The sequence below is a fragment of the Stenotrophomonas maltophilia genome, assembly GCF_039555535.1.
Lineage (GTDB): Bacteria > Pseudomonadota > Gammaproteobacteria > Xanthomonadales > Xanthomonadaceae > Stenotrophomonas > Stenotrophomonas maltophilia_Q.
Map to the genome: position 1 here is coordinate 1,580,838 of NZ_CP154630.1, position 19,062 is coordinate 1,599,899.

16 protein-coding genes are annotated in these 19,062 nt (G+C 67.9%); 10 read left to right on the forward strand and 6 right to left on the reverse strand.

The genetic code is table 11. From position 1 onward, the window contains the following. The first annotated feature begins 73 nt into the window (after window positions 1–73). Window positions 74–1,966, forward strand: a complete 1,893-nt coding sequence (locus AASM09_RS07345) for a formylglycine-generating enzyme family protein (RefSeq protein WP_049429330.1) — start codon at window positions 74–76, stop codon at window positions 1,964–1,966. Window positions 1,967–2,054: 88 nt separating this feature from the next. Next, window positions 2,055–2,951 (forward strand): M48 family metallopeptidase, encoded by an 897-nt coding sequence (locus AASM09_RS07350; RefSeq protein ID WP_100443791.1) that lies wholly within the window; start codon window positions 2,055–2,057, stop codon window positions 2,949–2,951. A 602-nt stretch (window positions 2,952–3,553) separates the two neighbouring features. Here the strand turns inward: AASM09_RS07350 and xseA are convergent. Both xseA and queG read right to left on the reverse strand, forming a co-directional pair. Next, complete coding sequence (xseA, locus tag AASM09_RS07355) at window positions 3,554–4,885, reverse strand: exodeoxyribonuclease VII large subunit (RefSeq protein WP_049428578.1); 1,332 nt, start codon at window positions 4,883–4,885, stop codon at window positions 3,554–3,556. Window positions 4,886–4,929: 44 nt separating this feature from the next. Beyond that, complete coding sequence (gene queG, locus AASM09_RS07360) at window positions 4,930–6,000, reverse strand: tRNA epoxyqueuosine(34) reductase QueG (protein WP_049428580.1); 1,071 nt, start codon at window positions 5,998–6,000, stop codon at window positions 4,930–4,932. A 23-nt stretch (window positions 6,001–6,023) separates the two neighbouring features. Here queG and AASM09_RS07365 point away from each other — a divergent pair, with 23 nt between their 5' ends. The 6 genes from AASM09_RS07365 to AASM09_RS07390 all read left to right on the forward strand — a co-directional run bounded on the left by AASM09_RS07365 (window position 6,024) and on the right by AASM09_RS07390 (window position 13,651). Then, the gene (locus AASM09_RS07365) at window positions 6,024–7,508 is read left to right on the forward strand and encodes an NAD(P)H-hydrate dehydratase (RefSeq protein ID WP_049428581.1); all 1,485 of its coding nucleotides are present in this window, start codon (window positions 6,024–6,026) and stop codon (window positions 7,506–7,508) included. Continuing rightward, on the forward strand, window positions 7,505–7,987 hold the full coding sequence (gene tsaE / locus AASM09_RS07370) for a tRNA (adenosine(37)-N6)-threonylcarbamoyltransferase complex ATPase subunit type 1 TsaE (protein WP_099497572.1): 483 nt from the start codon (window positions 7,505–7,507) through the stop codon (window positions 7,985–7,987). The genes AASM09_RS07365 and tsaE overlap by 4 nt, the downstream gene beginning before the upstream one ends. An 82-nt stretch (window positions 7,988–8,069) precedes the next feature. Continuing rightward, on the forward strand, window positions 8,070–9,632 hold the full coding sequence (locus AASM09_RS07375; protein WP_049428585.1) for an N-acetylmuramoyl-L-alanine amidase: 1,563 nt from the start codon (window positions 8,070–8,072) through the stop codon (window positions 9,630–9,632). A 215-nt stretch (window positions 9,633–9,847) separates the two neighbouring features. Further along, the gene (gene mutL / locus AASM09_RS07380; RefSeq protein WP_049428586.1) at window positions 9,848–11,752 is read left to right on the forward strand and encodes a DNA mismatch repair endonuclease MutL; all 1,905 of its coding nucleotides are present in this window, start codon (window positions 9,848–9,850) and stop codon (window positions 11,750–11,752) included. 11 nt (window positions 11,753–11,763) lie between these two features. After that, window positions 11,764–12,693, forward strand: coding sequence for a DUF1684 domain-containing protein (locus AASM09_RS07385; protein WP_049428588.1), 930 nt, complete (start codon window positions 11,764–11,766; stop codon window positions 12,691–12,693). A 1-nt stretch (window position 12,694) separates the two neighbouring features. Beyond that, window positions 12,695–13,651 carry a TraB/GumN family protein gene (locus AASM09_RS07390; RefSeq protein WP_049428591.1) on the forward strand — a complete coding sequence of 319 codons (957 nt, stop codon included), beginning with the start codon at window positions 12,695–12,697 and terminating at the stop codon, window positions 13,649–13,651. Between the two features lie 73 nt (window positions 13,652–13,724). Here AASM09_RS07390 and phaR read toward each other — a convergent pair whose 3' ends face one another. The 3 genes from phaR to gluQRS all read right to left on the reverse strand — a co-directional run bounded on the left by phaR (window position 13,725) and on the right by gluQRS (window position 16,128). Further along, window positions 13,725–14,264, reverse strand: coding sequence for a polyhydroxyalkanoate synthesis repressor PhaR (phaR, locus tag AASM09_RS07395; RefSeq protein ID WP_049428593.1), 540 nt, complete (start codon window positions 14,262–14,264; stop codon window positions 13,725–13,727). A 185-nt stretch (window positions 14,265–14,449) separates the two neighbouring features. Then, window positions 14,450–15,190, reverse strand: coding sequence for an acetoacetyl-CoA reductase (phbB, locus tag AASM09_RS07400; protein WP_049428595.1), 741 nt, complete (start codon window positions 15,188–15,190; stop codon window positions 14,450–14,452). A 17-nt stretch (window positions 15,191–15,207) separates the two neighbouring features. Next, a complete protein-coding gene (gene gluQRS, locus AASM09_RS07405) occupies window positions 15,208–16,128 on the reverse strand; it encodes a tRNA glutamyl-Q(34) synthetase GluQRS (RefSeq protein ID WP_049428597.1) in 921 nt (306 codons plus the stop codon). A 93-nt stretch (window positions 16,129–16,221) separates the two neighbouring features. Here gluQRS and htpX point away from each other — a divergent pair, with 93 nt between their 5' ends. After that, the gene (htpX, locus tag AASM09_RS07410; protein WP_049428599.1) at window positions 16,222–17,088 is read left to right on the forward strand and encodes a protease HtpX; all 867 of its coding nucleotides are present in this window, start codon (window positions 16,222–16,224) and stop codon (window positions 17,086–17,088) included. Window positions 17,089–17,337: 249 nt separating this feature from the next. On the opposite strand, the gene AASM09_RS07415 is transcribed toward htpX, so the two are convergent. Continuing rightward, entirely contained in the window at window positions 17,338–18,165 is an 828-nt protein-coding gene (locus AASM09_RS07415) for an inositol monophosphatase family protein (protein WP_005417749.1), read from the reverse strand. 120 nt (window positions 18,166–18,285) lie between these two features. On the opposite strand from AASM09_RS07415, the gene AASM09_RS07420 reads away from it, so the two are divergent. Further along, window positions 18,286–19,056: an RNA methyltransferase gene (locus tag AASM09_RS07420; RefSeq protein WP_049426846.1), complete on the forward strand. Its 771-nt coding sequence runs from the start codon at window positions 18,286–18,288 to the stop codon at window positions 19,054–19,056. The last annotated feature ends 6 nt before the right edge of the window (window positions 19,057–19,062 follow it).

A 19,062-nucleotide genomic window follows, 5' to 3' on the forward strand; every position in this document is an offset into this window, starting at 1 on the left:
TACTACTCGGGTTTGCTCAGGCAGGGGAGAATAGCCTAACGTCGGTCCGCGTCCGTGCCGAAGGAGGCTCTGCTTGCGTTTTCCGTTGTCGCCCGTGCTGTGCACCGCCCTGGCCGTGGCCCTGGCCGGCTGCACGCCGTCGCCGTCCGCGCCGGCGGACAGGGCCGCCAGCGGAGAGGCGCCCGGGGCCGAGGGGGCCGACACCGGCACCGATGCCAGTCCGCAGGCCGGGCAGGGTAGCGTGACCATCGCCGGTGAAGATGCCGCCGAGGACGTACAGCAGTGGACGCCGCCACGGGTGGACCGCCAGGGCCGCAGCCTGGCCCAGTTGCGTCGCGGCGCCGAGCAGGCGTTCGCCGAAGGGCGGCTCTATGAAGATGCGGACGCTGCCATTCCGCTGTGGCTGGCGGTGCAGGAAGAAGACCCGGATGATCGCCAGGCCCGGCTGGGCCTGCAGCGTGCCCGGCAGCGACTGCAGCAGCTGGCCGATGCCCTGCTGGTGCGGCCGCTGAAGCAGCGCGAGGCACTGGCCGAGGCCAGCCGCCAGGCACTGGTGCTGCTGACCCTGGCGCCGAAGGATGAGAAGGTGCGTGCGCTGCAGGCGCGGGTGGAGCTGGCGCAGCGCGTGGTGGCCTACAACCGTGCCGGCGAGGAGGACCTGCGCTCGGATCGGATCGGCGAGGATGGCGACGGTGCCATCGGCAATTTCCGTGAGGCGCTGGCGCTGGATGAAGACAACAGCCGCGCACGGCAGGGCTTGGCAGCAGCCGAGAGCGGCTTGATCCGCCGTGCCGAAGACGCCGCGCGGGCGCGCGATTTCGCCAGCGCGGGTACCTGGCTGGCCGAAGCCAGCAAAGTGCGCGATTCGTCGCCGACGATTGCCGACGCGTTCGAGCGCATCGAGCAGATCCGCGCCGCCACGCTGCTGCAGCTGCGTGATGACGGCCTGCGCGACCTCGCTACGCCGCAGGGCCTGAAACCGGCGCGCGAGAAACTGGCCGAAGCGCTGCGCATCGCCCTGCCGGGTGACGCCGTGGTGGGGCAGTTGCGCGAGCGCATCGACCTGGCTACCCATTACGGCAGCTTCCGGCCAGGACAGGTGTTCAGCGACGCCATGCGCGATGGCGGGCGCGGGCCGCAGATGGTGGTGGTGCCTCACGGTGGTTTCCAGATGGGCGCGGGCGATGCCGAGCCGGGCTCGAGTGATGCCGAGCGTCCGTCGCACTACGTGCGCTTCGATCGTGGCTTTGCAATGGCGATCACCGAGATCACCGTCAGCGATTTCGAGCGCTACGTGAAAGCATCCAATGCGCGTCCACGCGCGACCCGGCGCGGCCATTCGGTGGTCTACGACGAACGCAGCGGCAATTTCATCCGCCGCAGTGGCGTGGACTGGCGCTCGGACTATGACGGCGGCCGCGCGCTGGGCAACTCGCCGGTGATGCACGTCAGTGTGCGTGATGCCGAGAACTATGCGGCGTGGCTGTCCGAGCAGACCGGCCGCAGCTACCGGCTGCCCAGCGAAGCCGAGTTCGAGTACGCGCTGCGCGCTGGCAGCAGTGGCCGCTATCCGTGGGGCGATGCAGGCGTGCCGCCGCCAGGCAGCGGCAACTTTACCGGCAGCAAGGACGTTTCGCCTTCGGGCCGGCACTGGCACAACGCGTTCATCGGGTATGGCGATGGCTGGTGGGGACCGGCGCCGGTGGCCAGCTTCCAGGCCAATGCATTCGGCCTGCACGACATGGGCGGCAACCTCAGTGAATGGGTGGCCGACTGCTGGCATGCCAGCTACCGCCGCGCACCGTCCGATGGCGTCGCCTGGTTCAACCCGGGCTGCCGGTCGCGCGTGATCCGCGGTGGCAACTGGGCCAATGCCCCCGAGCAGACCCGTGCGGCCTGGCGGCAGTCCCAGGATTCGGATACCACCAACGCCCGCATCGGCTTCCGCCTGGTACGCGGCATCTGAGCGGCACCCGGCTTCACCCGCTGCGGGCAGTGGCGCACTAAGATTGCGCCGTGCCCGCCGGCCGGCGGGGCCAGCAGGAAGTCCCCCGATGCGCAACGATCCCTTCTCCCGCTCGTCGCAAGGTCCGCAGCGGCGTGGCCTGTTCGGCAACATCCGCTGGTGGGTGCTGCTGCTTGCCGCCGGCTATGCGCTGTTCTACTGGTTCTCCAACCGCACGGTCGATCCGTACACCGGCGAGAAGGTGATGATCGACAGCAGCCTGGACGCGCGCCAGGAAACCGCGCTGGGACTGCAGGCCTACCAGCAGATCCTGTCGCAGGAACGGCCGATGGACCCCAATGCACCGATCGCGCGCGATGTGCGCGACATCGCCCAGCGGCTGATCGCCAAGGTGGACGTGGTGGAGACCGCGCTGGCGCAGGAGCATGGTGTGCAGCCGGCACATTTCGCGCGGGATTTCCAGTGGGAAGTGAACGTGATCCCGTCCGAGCAGGCCAATGCGTTCTGCCTGCCGGGCGGCAAGATGGCGGTCTACACCGGGCTGGTGCCGGTAGCGCGCACCCGCGATGCGATGGCGGTGGTGATGGGTCATGAGATCGCCCACGCGCTGCTGCGCCATGGTGCACAGCGCATGGCACAGCAGAAGCTGACCCAGATCGGGCAGGTGGCCGGCGCCGCCAGTGGCATGGATGCGCAGCAGCAACAGATGATGATGTCGGCGATGGGCTATGGGTATCTGCTGCCCTATGCGCGCAGCCACGAGACGCAGGCGGACGAAGTGGGGCTGATGCTGGCCGCAGCGGCCTGCTTCGATCCCCGCGAGGCGGTGCCGCTGTGGCAGCGCATGGGCCAGGCCAGTGGCGGCCAGGCGCCGCCGGAGTTCGCCTCCACCCACCCGAACCCGGGCACCCGCATCCAGAACCTGCAGGCGCTGATGCCGAAGGCGCTCGAGTACCGGCAGAAGTTCTGCGAGCAGGCAAAGTAGGGGGGTGTTCGGCAGGGCTTGCAGCCCTGCACCTGCCGAAGCCAGAGCAACAGCAACAGCAACAGCAACAGCAACAGCAACAGCAACAGCAACAGCAACAGCAACAGCAACAGCAACAGCAACAGCAACAGCAACAGCAACAGCGTGCATTCCGTGGGATGGCGGGGTGGGTCCGGTTGCGGGAGACGCCGTAAACCCGTCCATGGGGGCTTGGCCGCGGCATCCATGCCGCGGACACTCCCGCAACCGGACCCACCCCGCCTTCGACAGATCTCCTCGATCTGTTGGAATTGCTCATGGGGTCAGATCCGTTTTCCCTCGGAAAACGGATCTGACCCCGGAATCTCATTCGATATCTGACAGATGTGTCGACCAAGGTCGACACCCACCAACAGCTGCGGGATTCTGTCAGAGGTGGGGCGGTGTCGGAGTGCGGGGTGTCAGCCGCATGGATGCGGCTGCCAAGCTTACAGGGACGTACTTGCAGCGTCCCCGCACTCCGACACCGCCCCGCCATCCCACGGAATGCTCGCTTTTGACGTTGACGTTGCCTTGGCTTGAAGCCTCTGCAGGTGCAGGGCGCAGCCCTGCCGAACAACCCTCTACTTGACCTGCACGTCGATCACGCCGTCGCCGACACGTGCCTGCAGCGCATCGCCAGACTGCACCTGGTCGACCTTCCTCACCAGGGTGCCATCGTCGCTGCGGGTGAGGATGCTGTAGCCACGGGCCACGGTGGCCAGCGGGCTGACCGCCTCCAGCGAACGCGCCAGCCCGCGCAGGCGCAGTGCATCGCGTTCCAGCAGGCGCTGCATTGCCGCCTGCGGACGCCCGCGAAGGGCGGCCAGGCGACGCTGCATCGCATCGAGCTGGCGCTGTGGATGGTGGCCGCGCAGCACGGCGGCAGCGTGGCGCAGGCGTGCGGCACGACGTTCCTGCTGCTGGTTGAACGCGGCATGCAGGCGCCTGCCAAGGTCCAGTTGGCGGCGGCGCAGCAGCTCCAGCCGTGCCTGCGGGCTCTGCGCGTTCAGGCGCAGCAGTGCGCGGTCGGCACGCTGCATCGCCTGCTGCATCGCGTGCCGTTGCAGCTGCACCATGCGTGCGGCCGTGCGGCGCAGGCGCAGCGCCAGTTCGCGCTGGTCCGGCACCAGAAGTTCGGCGGCCACCGACGGTGTCGGCGCGCGCAGGTCGGCGGCGAAGTCGCTCAGGCTGAAGTCGGTTTCGTGGCCAACGGCCGAGACGACCGGCGTGTGGCTGGCCGCAATCGCGCGGGCCAGCGCTTCATCGTTGAACGCCCACAGGTCTTCCAGCGAACCGCCACCGCGGGTCAGCAGGATCACGTCGTAGCGGCCACTGGCATCGGCGGCCTGCAGCAGGCGGGTGATCTGCGCGGCGGCCGTGCTGCCCTGTACCAGGGTCGGCAGCAGGTCCACTTCCAGCAGCGGGAAGCGGCGGGACAGCACGCTCAGCACATCGCGCACGGCGGCGCCGGTGGGAGAGGTGATCACCGCCAGGCGTTGCACATGTGCGGGCAGCGGCCGCTTGCGCGCCGGGTCGAACAGGCCCTCGGCCTCCAGCCGTGCCTTCAGTTCCTCGAATGCGCGGCGCAGCGCGCCTTCGCCGGCTTCCTCCATGTGGTCCAGCACCATCTGGTACTCGCCACGGGCGTCGTACAGGGTCACCTTGCCGCGCACCAGCACGCGCATGCCCTCGCGCGGCACGAACTTCAGGTACTGCGCCTTCATCCGGAACATCGCCGCCCGCAGCTGGGCGCGCGCGTCCTTCAGCGTGAAGTAGAGATGCCCGGAGGCGGGGCGCGCCACGCTGCCAAGCTCGGCCTCGACCCAGATCGCCGGGAAGCTGCCTTCCAGCAGGTCACGGGCCAGGGTGTTGAGCTGGCTGGGGGTGAGGATGTCGTTGTTGCGTGGCTGCATGGGAACGGCGTGCGGCAGGTGGAACGGATGCTCAGGATCGCACGTCAGCGCGGTGCGTGCTGGCCCAGCGCCCACTGCACGTGTTCGCGCACCAGGGGGGAGGGATGGTCGGCGCGGGTGTGCAGCGCGGCCAGCGTTTCGGCCGTGGTCGGCGCATTGCCCAGTGCTACGGCGATGTTGCGCAGCCAGCGCTCGTGGCCGCTGCGCCGGATCGGGCTGCCTTCGGTGCGGTGCAGGAACTCGGCTTCGTCCCAGGCGAACAGCTGGTCCAGGCGGGCAGTGTCGAGGTTGTTGCGTGCGCGGAAGTCGGCTTCGTCGGTGCGCTTGGCGAACTTGTTCCAGGGGCAGACCAGCTGGCAGTCGTCGCAGCCGTAGATGCGGTTGCCCATCAATGGCCGCATGTCTTCGGGAATGGCGCCATCGTGCTCGATGGTCAGGTAGGAAATGCAGCGCCGTGCGTCCAGTCGCTGCGGCCCGGTGATCGCACGGGTGGGACAGACATCGATGCAGCGCGTGCAGGTGCCGCAGTGTGCCGTGGCCGCCACATCGATCGGCAGCGGGATATCGATGTAGATCTCGCCGATGAAGAACCACGAACCGCCGTGGCGATCGATCAGGCAGGTGTGCTTGCCGATCCAGCCCAGCCCGGCGTTGCGCGCCAGTGCGCGTTCCAGCACGGGGGCCGAATCGACGAACACGCGGTAGCCCAGCGGCGCCACTTCGTCGTTGATCTGCGTGGCCAGCTTCTGCAGCCGGTTGCGCATCAGCTTGTGGTAGTCGCGGCCCAGCGCGTAGCGCGCCACGTAGGCGCGGCCGGGATCGGCCAGGGTGGCCCAGGCTTCGGTGTCGTCCTTGTGGCTGTAGTCCATGCCTACCGAGATCACCCGCACCGTGCCGGGCAGCAGCTCGGCGGGACGCGCGCGCAGGGTGCCGTGGCGCGCCATCCAGTCCATCGTGCCGTACAGGCCCTGGCCCAGCCAGTCGGCCAGGTGCGCCTCATCCTCGCCCAGCTCGATGCCGGCGATACCGCAGCGCTGGAAGCCATGCGCACGCGCCAGTTCGCGGATGCGCTGCACGGCTTGGGCCGGATCGACAGGGGTGAGGGCGGGGGACATGTTCACCAGTATAAAATCCCTGCATGGCCAACCTTGCCGATCTGTTCGATTCCGTCGCTGCGCGTGCGCTTGATGCGCAGGCCTCGGCACTGGCTGCCGATGGCGGCTGGGGCCTGATGGCGCAGGCCGGCCAGGCCGCCTTGCAGTGCCTGCTGCAGCACTGGCCGCAGGCGCGGCGGATCGGCGTGGTGGTCGGAGCCGGCAACAACGGCGGCGACGGCCTGGTGCTGGCCCGCCATGCACGGCAGGCGGGGCGCGTGGTGGCGGTGATCGCCTTGCCGGGCAAGCCACCTTCAACCGTGCTGGCACAGCGTGCAGCATCGGATTTCAAATCCGACGGCGGCATTGTCATGGAATTCGATGGGGCCCTGCCCGAGGCGGATATCTGGGTCGATGCCCTGTTCGGGCTGGGCTTCGACCGCGCGCCCGAAGGCGCGGCGCAGGCGCTGATCGCCGCCGTCAATGCACAGGCAGCACCGGTGCTGGCGCTGGACGTCCCCAGTGGCGTGGATGCCGACCGCGGCGCGGTGCCGGGTGTGGCGGTGAACGCCGCGCTGACCCTGCAGTTCATCGTGGCGCATCGCGGCCTGTATACCGGGGATGCGCTGGATCATTGCGGGCAGAAGGCGTTGGCACCGCTGCAGCTGCCAGCGGCTGCATGGCAGGGCGCATCGCCCGCCGCGGAGCACTGGACACAGGCGCGTTTGCCGGCACTGCTGCCACCACGCCGCGCCAACACTCACAAGGGCGAATCCGGGCATGTGCTGTGCGTCGGCGGCAACCATGGCAGCGGTGGGGCCATCGCGATGGCAGCCGAAGCGGCACTGCGTGCCGGTGCGGGGTTGTTGAGCCTGGGCACCCGGCGCGATCACGTCGGCCCGTTGCTGGCTCGGCTGCCCGAGGCCATGACCCATGCGCTTGAAGATGGCGATGTGCTGCCGGCGCTGCTGGACAAGGCCAGGGTGGTGGCGATCGGCCCCGGCCTGGGCCAGGACGAATGGGCGCGCGCACTGTTTGCGCGGGTGCTGGCCGGCGACAAACCGCTGGTGGTTGATGCCGATGCACTGAATCTGCTGGCGCAGGATCCGCGCGCGCTACCGGACGCCATCCTTACGCCACACCCGGGCGAGGCCGCGCGCCTGCTCGGCTGCAGTACCGCCGACATCCAGGCCGATCGCTACCGCTGTGCGCAGGCGTTGGCCGAACGCTTCCACGCCGTGGTGGTGCTGAAGGGCGCGGGCAGCATCGTGACGGCCCCAGGGCAGGCTCCCCGACTGATCGCTGCAGGCAATCCCGGCATGGCCGTAGGGGGCATGGGCGACCTGCTCACCGGCATCATTGCCAGCCTGCGCGCGCAGGGGCTGGCCGCCTTCGACGCTGCCGCCGCTGGTGCACTGCTGCATGCGCTCGCTGGCGACGCTGCGGCCGCCGACGGCGCACGCGGCCTGCTTCCCACTGATCTGCTGGTGCCGCTGCGGCGACTGGCCAACCCGGAACGCTCTTCATGACTGATTTCTTCCTTGCCGACAGCGACGCAACCGAACTGCTCGGGCAGTGGCTGGCGGCGACCCGACCGCCGCAGGCGCTGATCGAACTGCGCGGCGACCTCGGTGCCGGCAAGTCCACCACGGCCCGTGCACTGTTGCGCGCGCTGGGTGTGCAGGGTGCCATCCGCAGCCCGACCTATACCCTGGTCGAGCGCTATCCGCTGGCCAGTGGCGGCGAGGCCTGGCACCTGGACCTGTATCGCATCGGCCAGGCCGGCGAGCTGGATTTCCTTGGCCTGGATGAGGGCAGCGCGGTGTTGTGGCTGGTCGAATGGCCCGAGCGGGGCGCCGGCGCGTTGCCACCGACCGATCTGGTGGTAGCGCTGGAAATCGAGGGTCAGGGACGCCGCGTGCGTCTCACTGGGGCCAGCGACGTGGGGAATGAATGGCTGAAACGGCTCCCTCAAGGGGGCGACTTGCAGGCCATTTCTGTCGGCTGACGAGAACAAACACCGGCAGGTTACGGATTATTAAGGAAAAAGGTGTTGCATTCCGTTCAGCGCGGTGATTGAATCCTGAGCCATGCGCCCGGGGAACCGTCTCATCGCCATCTGTGCTGCCGTCGGACTGGGTCTGGCGAGCGTCAGTGCGTGGGCCGGTGAGGTCCGCCAGGTTCTGCTGAATACGGGCGCCACCGGCACCCGTGCCGAGATTTCGCTGGTCGGTAGTGGCGGTTACAAGACCCTGTCGCTGGCCGGACCGAACCGCCTGGTGGTCGATTTCCCGGACTCCAGCGCCATACGCAACCTGAAGATGCCGGCTGCGCAGGGCGTGGTTACGGCGGTGCGGACTGGACAGCCGGTGCCGGGGACCTTCCGTGTCGTTTTCGACCTCGCTGAATCGGTGGCGCCGTTCCGCCCGCAGATGCAGCGCGAGGGCAATGAATCCAAGCTGGTGATCGAATGGCCGGGCGATGGCCCGGCCGTGGCCGCCAGCCGTCCTGCAGTGACGCCGGCGGTGCAGCCGCAGGCACCGGTGGCCACGCCCGCGCCGACCCCGGCCGAAAGCGCGCAGTCGCGTACCGATGCCGCGCGTGCGACCGCGCTGCTGACCGCGCAGGTGCGGCAGCAGGCCAGTGCCACTGCTGCCGCACCGGCCACGCCGACCCCGGCGCCGTCCACTGCACCAGCCCAGGTTGCGGCTGCCGGTACCGTGGCCAGCAGCTCGCCTTCTTCCTCGCCGGCCGCGATCCTCGCCGGCCAGCGCACCGCCGCCGTGGTGACCACGCCGCCGGCGACCGTACCGGCACCGGCACCGACGCCGGTGGAACCGCCGCGTCCGGCCATGCCCAGTGATGCCTCGCGCATCCGCATGCAGGCCGGCATGCGTCATCTGGTGGTCGCCATCGATCCCGGCCACGGTGGCCAGGATCCGGGCGCGATCGGCCCGACCGGCAAGCGCGAAAAGGATGTCACCCTCGCGGTGGCCCGTGAGCTTGCCCGCCAGGTCAACGCCACGCCGGGCCTGAAGGCGTACCTGACCCGCGACAGCGACGTGTTCATCCCGCTGCCGATGCGCGCGCAGAAGGCGCGTGCGAACAAGGCCGACATCTTCATTTCGATCCACGCCGATGCGGCCGAAAACCGTTCGGCCACTGGCTCGTCGGTCTATGTGCTGTCGACCAAGGGTGCTTCTTCGCAGCGCGCCCGCTGGCTGGCGGACAAGGAAAACGCGGCCGATCTGGTGGGTGGCGTGCGCCTGCAGCAGACCGAGGGCACGCTCGCCAACGTGTTGCTGGACCTGGCCCAGAGCGGTTACATGAAGGCCTCCGAAGACGCCGCCGGCCACGTGCTGGGCGGCCTGAAGCGGATCGGCAACAACCACAAGCCGAACATCGAACGCGCCAACTTCGCCGTGCTGCGCACCTCGGACATGCCGGCCATGCTGGTGGAAACCGCGTTCATCTCCAACCCGGACGAAGAGCGCCGCCTGATCGATCCGGCCTACCAGCGCAAGATTGCCGGTGCCGTGCTCGACGGTGTGCACACCTTCTTCAGCCGCCAGCCACCGCCGGGGACGCTGTACGCGGCCCGTGCCCAGGCCGAGATCGACGCTGCCGGCACCATGGCCGGCGGCAGCAAATAACCCGCTTCCCGTAGGGCGCGGTAGAGTCGACTGTCAGTCGACTACGCGCGCAGCGCGGGTTTCTCGGTGCCCGGTGAGGAGCAGTCGACTGACAGTCGACTCTACCGCGCAGCGCGGGGGGCGGTGCCCGGAGAAGAGCAGTCGACTGGCAGTCGACTCTACATGCAGCTGCTCCGCTATCATCGACCAATGAAGTCTGCTGCCCATCCTCTCCCATGAGCGCGCCCGGCCCGCGTCCGATCCGGCCGTTGCCGGAAATCCTGATCAACCAGATCGCCGCCGGCGAAGTGGTCGAACGTCCTGCATCGGTGGTCAAGGAACTGGTCGAGAACGCGATCGATGCCGGCGCCAGCCGTGTCGACATCGACCTGGAAGAGGGCGGTGTCCGCCTGATCCGCATCCGCGACAACGGCAGTGGCATCGCACCGGAACAGCTGCCACTGGCGGTATCGCGGCATGCCACCAGCAAGATCGCCGACCTCGACGACCTTGAATCGGTGGCCACGCTCGGTTTCCGTGGCGAAGCACTGCCCTCGATCGCCTCGGTCAGCCGCTTCACCCTGTCCTCGCGTCGCGCACATGACGAACACGGTTCGGCGCTGCAGATCGAAGGCGGCAAGATCGGCGACGTCACGCCACGTGCGCATGCACCGGGTACCACGGTGGAAGTGCGCGAGCTGTTCTACAACGTACCTGCGCGACGCAAGTTCCTGCGCGCCGAGCGTACCGAACTGGGCCATATCGAAGAATGGTTGCGTTCGCTGGCGCTGGCGCGACCGGATGTCGAGCTGCGCGTGTCGCACAACGGCAAGGCCTCGCGCCGCTACAAGCCAGGCGACCTGTATTCCGATGCGCGGCTGGCCGAAACGCTGGGCGAGGACTTCGCCAACCAGGCCGTGCGCGTGGACCACAGTGGCGCGGGCCTGCGCCTGCATGGCTGGATCGCGCAGCCGCATTACTCGCGGGCCAGCGCTGATCAGCAGTACCTGTACGTCAACGGCCGTTCGGTGCGCGATCGAAGTGTCGCCCATGCGGTGAAGATGGCGTACGGCGATGTGCTGTACCACGGCCGGCAGCCGGCCTATGTGCTTTTTCTGGAGCTGGACCCGACCCGCGTCGATGTCAACGTGCACCCGGCCAAGCATGAAGTGCGCTTCCGTGATTCGCGGCTGGTGCACGACTTCGTCTACCGCACACTGAAGGACGCGCTGGCTGATACCCGTGCCGGCATGTCGGTGCAGGAGATCGGTGCGGGTCCGGTGCATCCGGTGGACACCGCTGCTGCATCGATGGCATCGAGCGCGGGCGCGTCGGGTTTCGGGCTGGTGCGTGGGCCTGCGCCGGGTGCCGGATCAGGCGGCGGTGGTGGTGGTTTTTCCGGCTGGCGCCCGCAGCAGCCCCTTGGGCTGCAGGTGGCTGATGCGCCGGCGGCCTACGCCGCGCTGTATGCCACGCCGGCCGGTGCCGAACGCGGGGCGGCGCTGCCGCCGATGCCCACCGAGAACGGACTGCCGGTCACCAGTGCCGATGCCGGTGTGCCGCCGCTGGGCTATGCGATCGCGCAGCTGCATGGCATCTACATTCTGGCGGAGAACGCAGAAGGCCTGATCGTGGTCGACATGCATGCCGCGCACGAGCGCATCGGCTACGAGCGCCTGAAGAACGCGCACGACGGTATCGGCCTGCAGTCGCAGCCGCTGCTGGTGCCGATCACGCTGGCAGTGGGCGAGCGCGAGGCCGACACGGCCGAAAGTGAAGCCGAGACGTTGGCGGCGCTCGGTTTCGAGGTGACCCGTGCCGGCCCCGGATCGCTGCATGTGCGCAGCATTCCAGCGCTGTTGGCGCATGCCGAACCGGAAGGGCTGCTGCGCGACGTGCTGACCGACCTGCGCGAGCATGGCCAGAGCCGCCGCGTGGCCAGCGCACGTGACGAACTGCTGTCGACCATGGCCTGCCACGGTGCGGTGCGTGCCAACCGGCGCCTGACCGTGCCGGAAATGAACGCGCTGCTGCGCGACATGGAAATCACCGAGCGGTCCGGCCAGTGCAACCACGGCCGGCCGACCTGGGCCCGTTTTTCGCTGGCGGAAATCGACCGCTGGTTCCTGCGCGGACGTTGAGGGGAGCATCGATGCGTTATCGGGGAATGGGCGGCCTGCTGGCCGCCTTGCTGTTGGCCGCGTGCAGCCCGGCGACACCGCCGGCGCCGAAGGTCGCTGAAGATCCGGCCTATGCGGCCGCGCAGCAGCAATGGCGGGTGGCCCGTTACCAGGACCTGACCCGGCCCGATGGCTGGACGGCCCTGGTCGGCCTGCACTGGCTGCAGAACAAATCACACTTCGTCGGCAGTGGTGCCACCAATGGCATCCGCCTGACGGTCGGCCCGGACAAGCTGGGCCTGCTGCGTCGCGAGGGCGGCCAGTGGTGGTTCACGCCCGAAGCCGGTGTGGACGTCAGCCATGACGGCCAACCGGTGCGTGGTCGTATCCGCGTCGACACCGACAAGGATCCGCAGCCGACGCTGCTGGCCTTCGACGGTGGCAAAGGCCAGCTCAGCATCATCCGGCGCGGGCCGCGCGATGCGCTGCGGGTCAAACATGCCGATGCGCAGGCGCGCCGTGATTTCGCCGGGCTGGAGTATTGGCCAGGTGGTCCGGACTGGCAGGTGCAGGCACGCTTCATCCCGCATCCGGCGGGCAAGACCCTGCCCATCGTCGACATCACCGGCCTGACCACCGAGATGCCCAATGCGGGCGCGGTCGAATTCGAACGCGATGGCCGCACATGGCGGCTGGAGGCGATCGGAGCCACCGGGCAGCCGCTGTTCCTGATCTTTGCCGACCGCACCAGTGGCCGCGGCAGTTATCCGGCCGGGCGCTACCTGGATACCGATGCACCCTCTGCCGACGGCACGGTACGCATCGATTTCAACCATGCCTACAACCCGCCGTGCGCATTCACCGCCTATGCCACGTGCCCGCTGGCGCCGCCGGAGAACCGGCTGGACCTGCGCATGGAAGCGGGCGAGAAGGCCTACCACCTGTCTGAAGGAGAAGGCTGAGATGCCGTTGAAGCAACTGTTCCGTGCAACGCTGCTGATGGCAGCGCTTGCAATCGCACCGCTGGCACCGGCGCGCAATGCACCGGCCGCCGACGCCGCTGCCACGGCGGCAGCCAAGCCGCCGGTGCCACTGCTGTGGAAGGTGACCGGCCCGGGTGATTCACGCGTGTACCTGCTTGGATCATTCCACCTGTTGAAGCCGCAGGACTACCCGCTGTCGCCCGACGTCGAGCAGGCCTTCGAGGCTTCGAAGCGGGTCGTGTTCGAACTGTCGCCGGAGGACATGCAGTCGCCGCAGCTGGCCAGCCGCATGGTGCAGGCTGCAGTGCGCACCGATGGCAGCGAGCTCAAGCGCGATCTTGACGCGGCCACTTGGCAGAAGCTGCAGGCGTTTGCATCCGGGAACAAGCTTCCGCTGGCGCAGATGCAGGGCATGAAGCCCTGGTTCGTCGGCCTGAGCATTTCGGTCGGGCAGATGCAGAAGATGGGCCTGGACCCGGCGCTGGGCCTGGACCGTCATTTCATGGAGCGCGCGCAGAAGACCGGCCGCAAGACCGCTGGGTTGGAAGACATCGATACCCAGATCGGCATGCTCGACGGCATGACCGTGCAGGAGCAGCGGCAGATGCTGTCCGAGGCGCTGGACCAGGCGGGCAAGGGCGATGAGCAGGCACGCCAGCTGCACGACGCATGGCGGCGCGGCGATGAGCGCGTGTTGTGGACGAAGATGGCCGCGGAAATGCGCCAGCAGTACCCGCAGCTTTACCAGCGCATCAACACCGGGCGCAACGATGCGTGGGTACCGAAGCTGCTGCCGTACCTGCAGGCCGGGCAGGGTGGCACGCTGGTGGTGGTCGGTACGCTGCACCTGCTTGGCAGTGACGGCGTGGTCGAGAAGCTGAAGGCGAAGGGCTACAAGGTCGAACGCGTATGCACGGGGTGCAAGGCGAAACGTTGATGCTCCGCCGGGGGCACAAAACGAAACGGCGCGCCATCGGGCGCGCCGTTTTCGCATCCGACGGTACAGCGGCTCAGCGGCGGGTCTTGCCGCCGGTGCCAGTACCGGTGCCGGGTTCGTTGGGCTTGTTGCCGGTACCGGTGCCGGTACCTGTGCCACCCGGCCGCGGACCACCGAAACCGGTGCCCATGCTGCGCTGGAATTCCTGCCACAGCTCCAGGTTGCGCTCGGTCAGTTGGTTCATCATCGCCCACGGGGTCTGCCCCAGCAGGTTGCCCATCTGCTGGCGGAACTGCTGCTGCTGGTCCAGGAAGACCTGCATGCTGCGCTCCAGGTAATTGCCCATGAAGCCCTGCAGGGAGTCGCCATAGAAGCGGATCAGCTGGCTCAGCAGCTGGGTGGACAGCATCGGTTCGCCGTCCTGTTCCTGGTCGGCGATGATCTGCAGCAGCACCGAACGGGTGAGGTCGTCGCCGCTCTTGGCGTCACGGACTTCGAAGTCTTCACCGTCCAGGATCAGCTGGCGCACGTCCTCGATGGTGATGTAGCTGGAGATCTCGGTGTCGTAGAGACGGCGGTTCGGATACTTCTTGATGATGCGGGTCGCAGCCATTGAAGCGGTCACTCGTCACAGTAGATGCGCAGCATGGCGCAGTGCAGCAGCCGTTGCAACCGCCTCAGCCCCCGCCAGGCTTGGCTTTCACGGGGGATCATGTTGCGCAACAAGGGTTTGCGTGCTGCGCAGCATGACCATTGGCAGGGGCTGCGGATGTGCGCCGCTGCGGCCGCCAGCGCCGCTTACCAACCCATATGGTGGCCGCCATTGATGTCCAGGTTGCTGCCGGTGATCCACGAGGCTTCCTCTGCGACCAGAAAGGACACGCCGTAAGCGATTTCCTCCGGCTTGCCGAGGCGCCCGGTGGGAATGTCGGCGACGATCTTGGCGCGCACTTCTTCCGGCACCGCCATCACCATGTCGGTGGCCACGTAGCCGGGCGAAATGGTGTTGACGGTAATGCCGAAGCCGGCGTTCTCGCGGGCCAGCGAGATGGTGAAGCCATGCATGCCGGCCTTGGCAGCCGCGTAGTTGGCCTGGCCGTACTGGCCCTTCAGGCCGTTGATCGAGCTGATCTGGATGACCCGGCCCCAGCCCCGCCGGCGCATGCCCTCGATGACTGGGCGGGTGACGTTGAACACCGAATTGAGGTTGGTGTTGATCACATCGTGCCACTGGTCCGCGCGCATGCGATGGAAGGTGGTGTCGCGGGTGATGCCGGCATTGTTGACCAGGATCTCGACCGGGCCCAGTTCGGCCTCGACTGCACGTACCAGTGCTTCGGCACTGTCCGGATCGGAGACATCACCCGGGAAGATCGACACGCTGTAACCGCGTTCGGCCATCGCCTGCTGCCAGGTGCGGGCTTTGCCCTCGTCGCGGTAATTGGTGGCGACCCGGTGGCCCTGGTCGGCCAGGCGCTGGCAGATGGCGGTGCCGATGCCGCCGGTTCCGCCGGTGACCAGTGCGACGCGAGATGTCATGGGATGCTGTCCGGAAATCAGGTGGGGGAGGGGGGATTCTGCAACATCGGCGCGGAAAGTGCGCCGGGTGGCAGCAGGATGTCGGCACGTGGCAGCCGCGCCGGGTCGAAGGCCTGCCGGGCGGCCGCCAGCAGCGTGTCCAGATCGTGCGCAGGTTCCAGTGCCCCGGGTGCCTGGCCGAGCAGCTGCCAAAGCTGGCGCAGCACCGGCAGCGGGCGCGAACTGTCCACCGGCAGTGCGGCCAGCGACTTGGAAAGTTTGTGGCCCGGCGTATCCAGCAGCAGCGGCAGGTGCCAGTAGCGCGGTTCTGGCAGGCACAATGCCTGCTGCAGCAGGATCTGTCGTGCGGTGGAGTCGAGCAGGTCGGCGCCGCGCACTACCTCGGTCACGCCCTGTGCGGCGTCATCGACCACGACTGCCAGCTGGTAGGCCCAGCAGCCATCCGCACGGCGCAGCACGAAGTCGCCGACCTCGGCGTGCACATCCTGCTGCTGCGGTCCACGCAGGCCATCGGTGAAGCGCACGATGCTGCCCGGTTGCACGCGGAAGCGGACGGCGGGGTCCGGTCGAGATTGCCGGGCGACGCAACGATGGTGGATGCCGCCGCTGGCAGTCAGGTCGCTGCGGCTGCAGTGGCAGACGAAGGCCTGGTCGCTGGCAAGCAGCACGTCCAGCGCGGCCTGGTAGGCGACGCCGCGCGCGCTCTGCCAGACGATCGGGCCATCGTGGACCAGGCCGAATGCCGCCAGCGCCTGCAGCTGTGCCTCGGCGGCACCGGGCACAGTGCGCGGTGGGTCGACGTCTTCGATGCGCAGCCGCCAAAGGCCACCGTGATGGCGTGCAAGCAGCCAGCTGCCGAAGGCGGCGAGCAGGGATCCGGGGTGAAGCAGGCCGGTCGGCGAGGGCGCGAAGCGGCCGCAGGGAATGGGGGAGATCATGCTGGCTGAATCGTCGGTCAGGTTGGCGCTTGAATTCAAGCTGACCACACCGCAAATTGACCGGTATCGACCCCTTCCGAGCCGGATTTTCCCATGTTTACCCGCATTGCCCTGTTCCTGGCGACCAACTTCGCGGTCCTGATCCTCGCCAGCATCGTGATGTCGTTGCTGGGGGTCAGTTCGAACCAGATGAGTGGCCTGCTGGTCATGGCCGCGATCTTTGGTTTTGGTGGCTCGCTGATCTCGCTGCTGCTGTCCAAGTGGATGGCCAAGCGCTCCACCGGTGCGGTGGTGATCACCGAGCCGCGCAACCAGACCGAGCGCTGGCTGCTGGCCACGGTCGAGCGCCAGGCCAAGGCCGCCGGCATCGGCATGCCGGAAGTCGCTGTGTACGATGGCCCGGAGATCAACGCCTTCGCCACCGGCGCCAACCGCAACAACGCGCTGGTGGCGGTGTCCACCGGCCTGCTGCACAACATGAGCGAGGACGAGGCCGAAGCGGTGCTGGGCCATGAGATCGCCCACGTCGCCAACGGTGACATGATCACCATGGCGCTGCTGCAGGGTGTGCTGAACACCTTCGTGATCGTGCTGGCCCGCGTGGTCGGCGGCATCATCGACAGCGCGCTGTCGGGCAACCGCGAAGGCGGCGGCCGTGGCTTCGCCTACTTCATCATCGTGTTCGTGCTGGAGATGGTATTCGGCCTGTTCGCCACCATGATCGCGATGTGGTTCTCGCGCCACCGCGAGTTCCGCGCCGATGCAGGCGGTGCCTCGCTGGCTGGCCGCCAGAAGATGATCGCCGCGCTGGAGCGCCTGCAGTTGAACCACGGCCAGAGCACGCTGCCGACGCAGATCGCTGCATTCGGTATTGCCGGTTCGACCGCGAAGAAGCTGTTCATGAGCCATCCGCCGCTGGAAGAGCGCATTGCTGCGCTGCGGGCGTCGACGGTGGCGTAAGTCTTCGCTCCTTGTTAGTGCAGGAACGCCTGGCCCCGCGCCGGGCGTTTTTGTTTGTGGAGAGGCATGCATCGGTAGCGCCGGGCCATGCCCGGCGGATCGTTTCCGCGACTGCGGAGGGGTGTCACTTTCTTTGCTCGTGCAAAGAAAGTGACACCCCTCCGCGGTCGCGGAAACGAATCTCCGTGCGCACAAACGAAAACGGCACCCTCGCAGGTGCCGTTTCAGTGAGCCGCGTTACGTGGACGCTCAGAACTTTGCGTCGAACTCGGCAGCGTAACCGGTGTTGACCAGCACCTTCTGCAACGACTCTGCCACCTTCAGGTTGCCGGCCACGATCTGGTGCGTCTCCGGGCCGCGGTTGTCCATGCGGCCCAGGGTGGCGCCCTTGAAGTCGCAGACCTTGCCGCCCGCTTCGCGGACCAGCAGCAGGCCGGCGGCGATGTCCCACGCCTTCACGCCGGCTTCGAAGTAGGCATCGGCACGGCCGCAGGCCACGTAGGCCAGGTCCAGCGCGGCCGAACCAGTGCGGCGGATGTCCTCGCCGTGCACCAGCAGGGCGTCGACCGCCTTCAGCTGGGCACTGGCGCGGCTGCGCTCGCGCGGGGCGAAGCCGGTGTGAATCATGGTGCCTTCCAGATCCTTGCGGTCGGCCACGCGGATGCGGCGGTCGTTCAGCACGGCACCGGCGCCGCGGCTGGCGGTGAACAGTTCATTGCGCAGCGGATCGAAGATGACCGCATCGGTCGGCTCGCCATTCTCGACCAGGGCGATCGACACGCAGTAGTGCGGCACGCCGCGCAGGTAGTTGCTGGTGCCATCCAGCGGGTCGATGACCCACATCTGGCGGCGCTCGCCCTGCACGCCACCTTCTTCACCGAAGATGCCGTAGTCCGGGTAGGCGCGCTTGAGTTCCTTGACGATGACCTTTTCCGCGTCCGCATCCACTTCGCTGGCATAGTCCATCCGGCCCTTCTGCACCACGTTCAGTGCCTCGAGCTTGTTGATGTTGCGCAACAGGACGTTGCCGGCGAGGCGGGCGGCCTTGACCATGACGGTGACGGCGGGTTTCTGCATGGCGTGGGCTCCCGGAAAGGCAGAAGAGATGGACTGGCGGGGGAAAAGAGCGGGTCCGGCGCAGTGGCCGGCCGCACAGTTTACCATTGGTCATCGTCCAGCTCGACCTTTTCCCTGTTCATGTCCCAGTTTCCTGCCGCAACCCGCCTCCGATTCGTCCTGGTCGGTACCCAGCACCCCGGCAACATGGGGGCTGCCGCCCGCGCCCTGAAGACCATGGGCCTGGCCCGCCTGGTGCTGGTCGCCCCCGAAAAGCCGCTCGACGAAGAGGCCTTCCGCCGCTCGGCCGGTGCCGAAGACGTGCTGGGGGACGCCCCGGTGGTGGCTACCCTGGCCGAGGCCGTGGCTGACTGTCGCCTGGTACTGGGCTGCACGGCCCGTGCCCGCCGCGTCCAGCTGGAGGAGTACCTGCCGGCCGATGCTGCCGCCCGTGCGGTGGCCAAGGCGGGCGAAGGTGCCGAGGTGGCACTGGTGTTCGGCCGCGAGCGCACCGGCCTGACCAACGAGGAGCTGCAGCTCTGCCACGCCGCAGTGCACATCCCGTCAGACCCGGAGTTCAGTTCGCTCAACCTGGCCGCCGCCGTGCAGGTGCTGGCCTATGAAACGCGCATGCAACTGCTTGGGGCGCAGCCGGTTGCAGAAACCGAACCCGGCTTCCGCGAACAGGCGGCCAGCCACGAGCAGATGGAGAGCTTCTTCGCCCAGCTGGGTGACACGCTGGACGAGATCGATTTCCACAAGGGCCGCGCCCCCGAGTCGGCGATGCGCAAGCTGCGCCGCCTGTTCCTGCGCAGCGAGCCCACCGAACAGGAAGTGCGCCTGCTGCGCGGCATCCTCGCCGACACCCAGCGCATGGCGCGACTGGCGCAGGCAGGCGGCAAGGACAGCTGACGACGT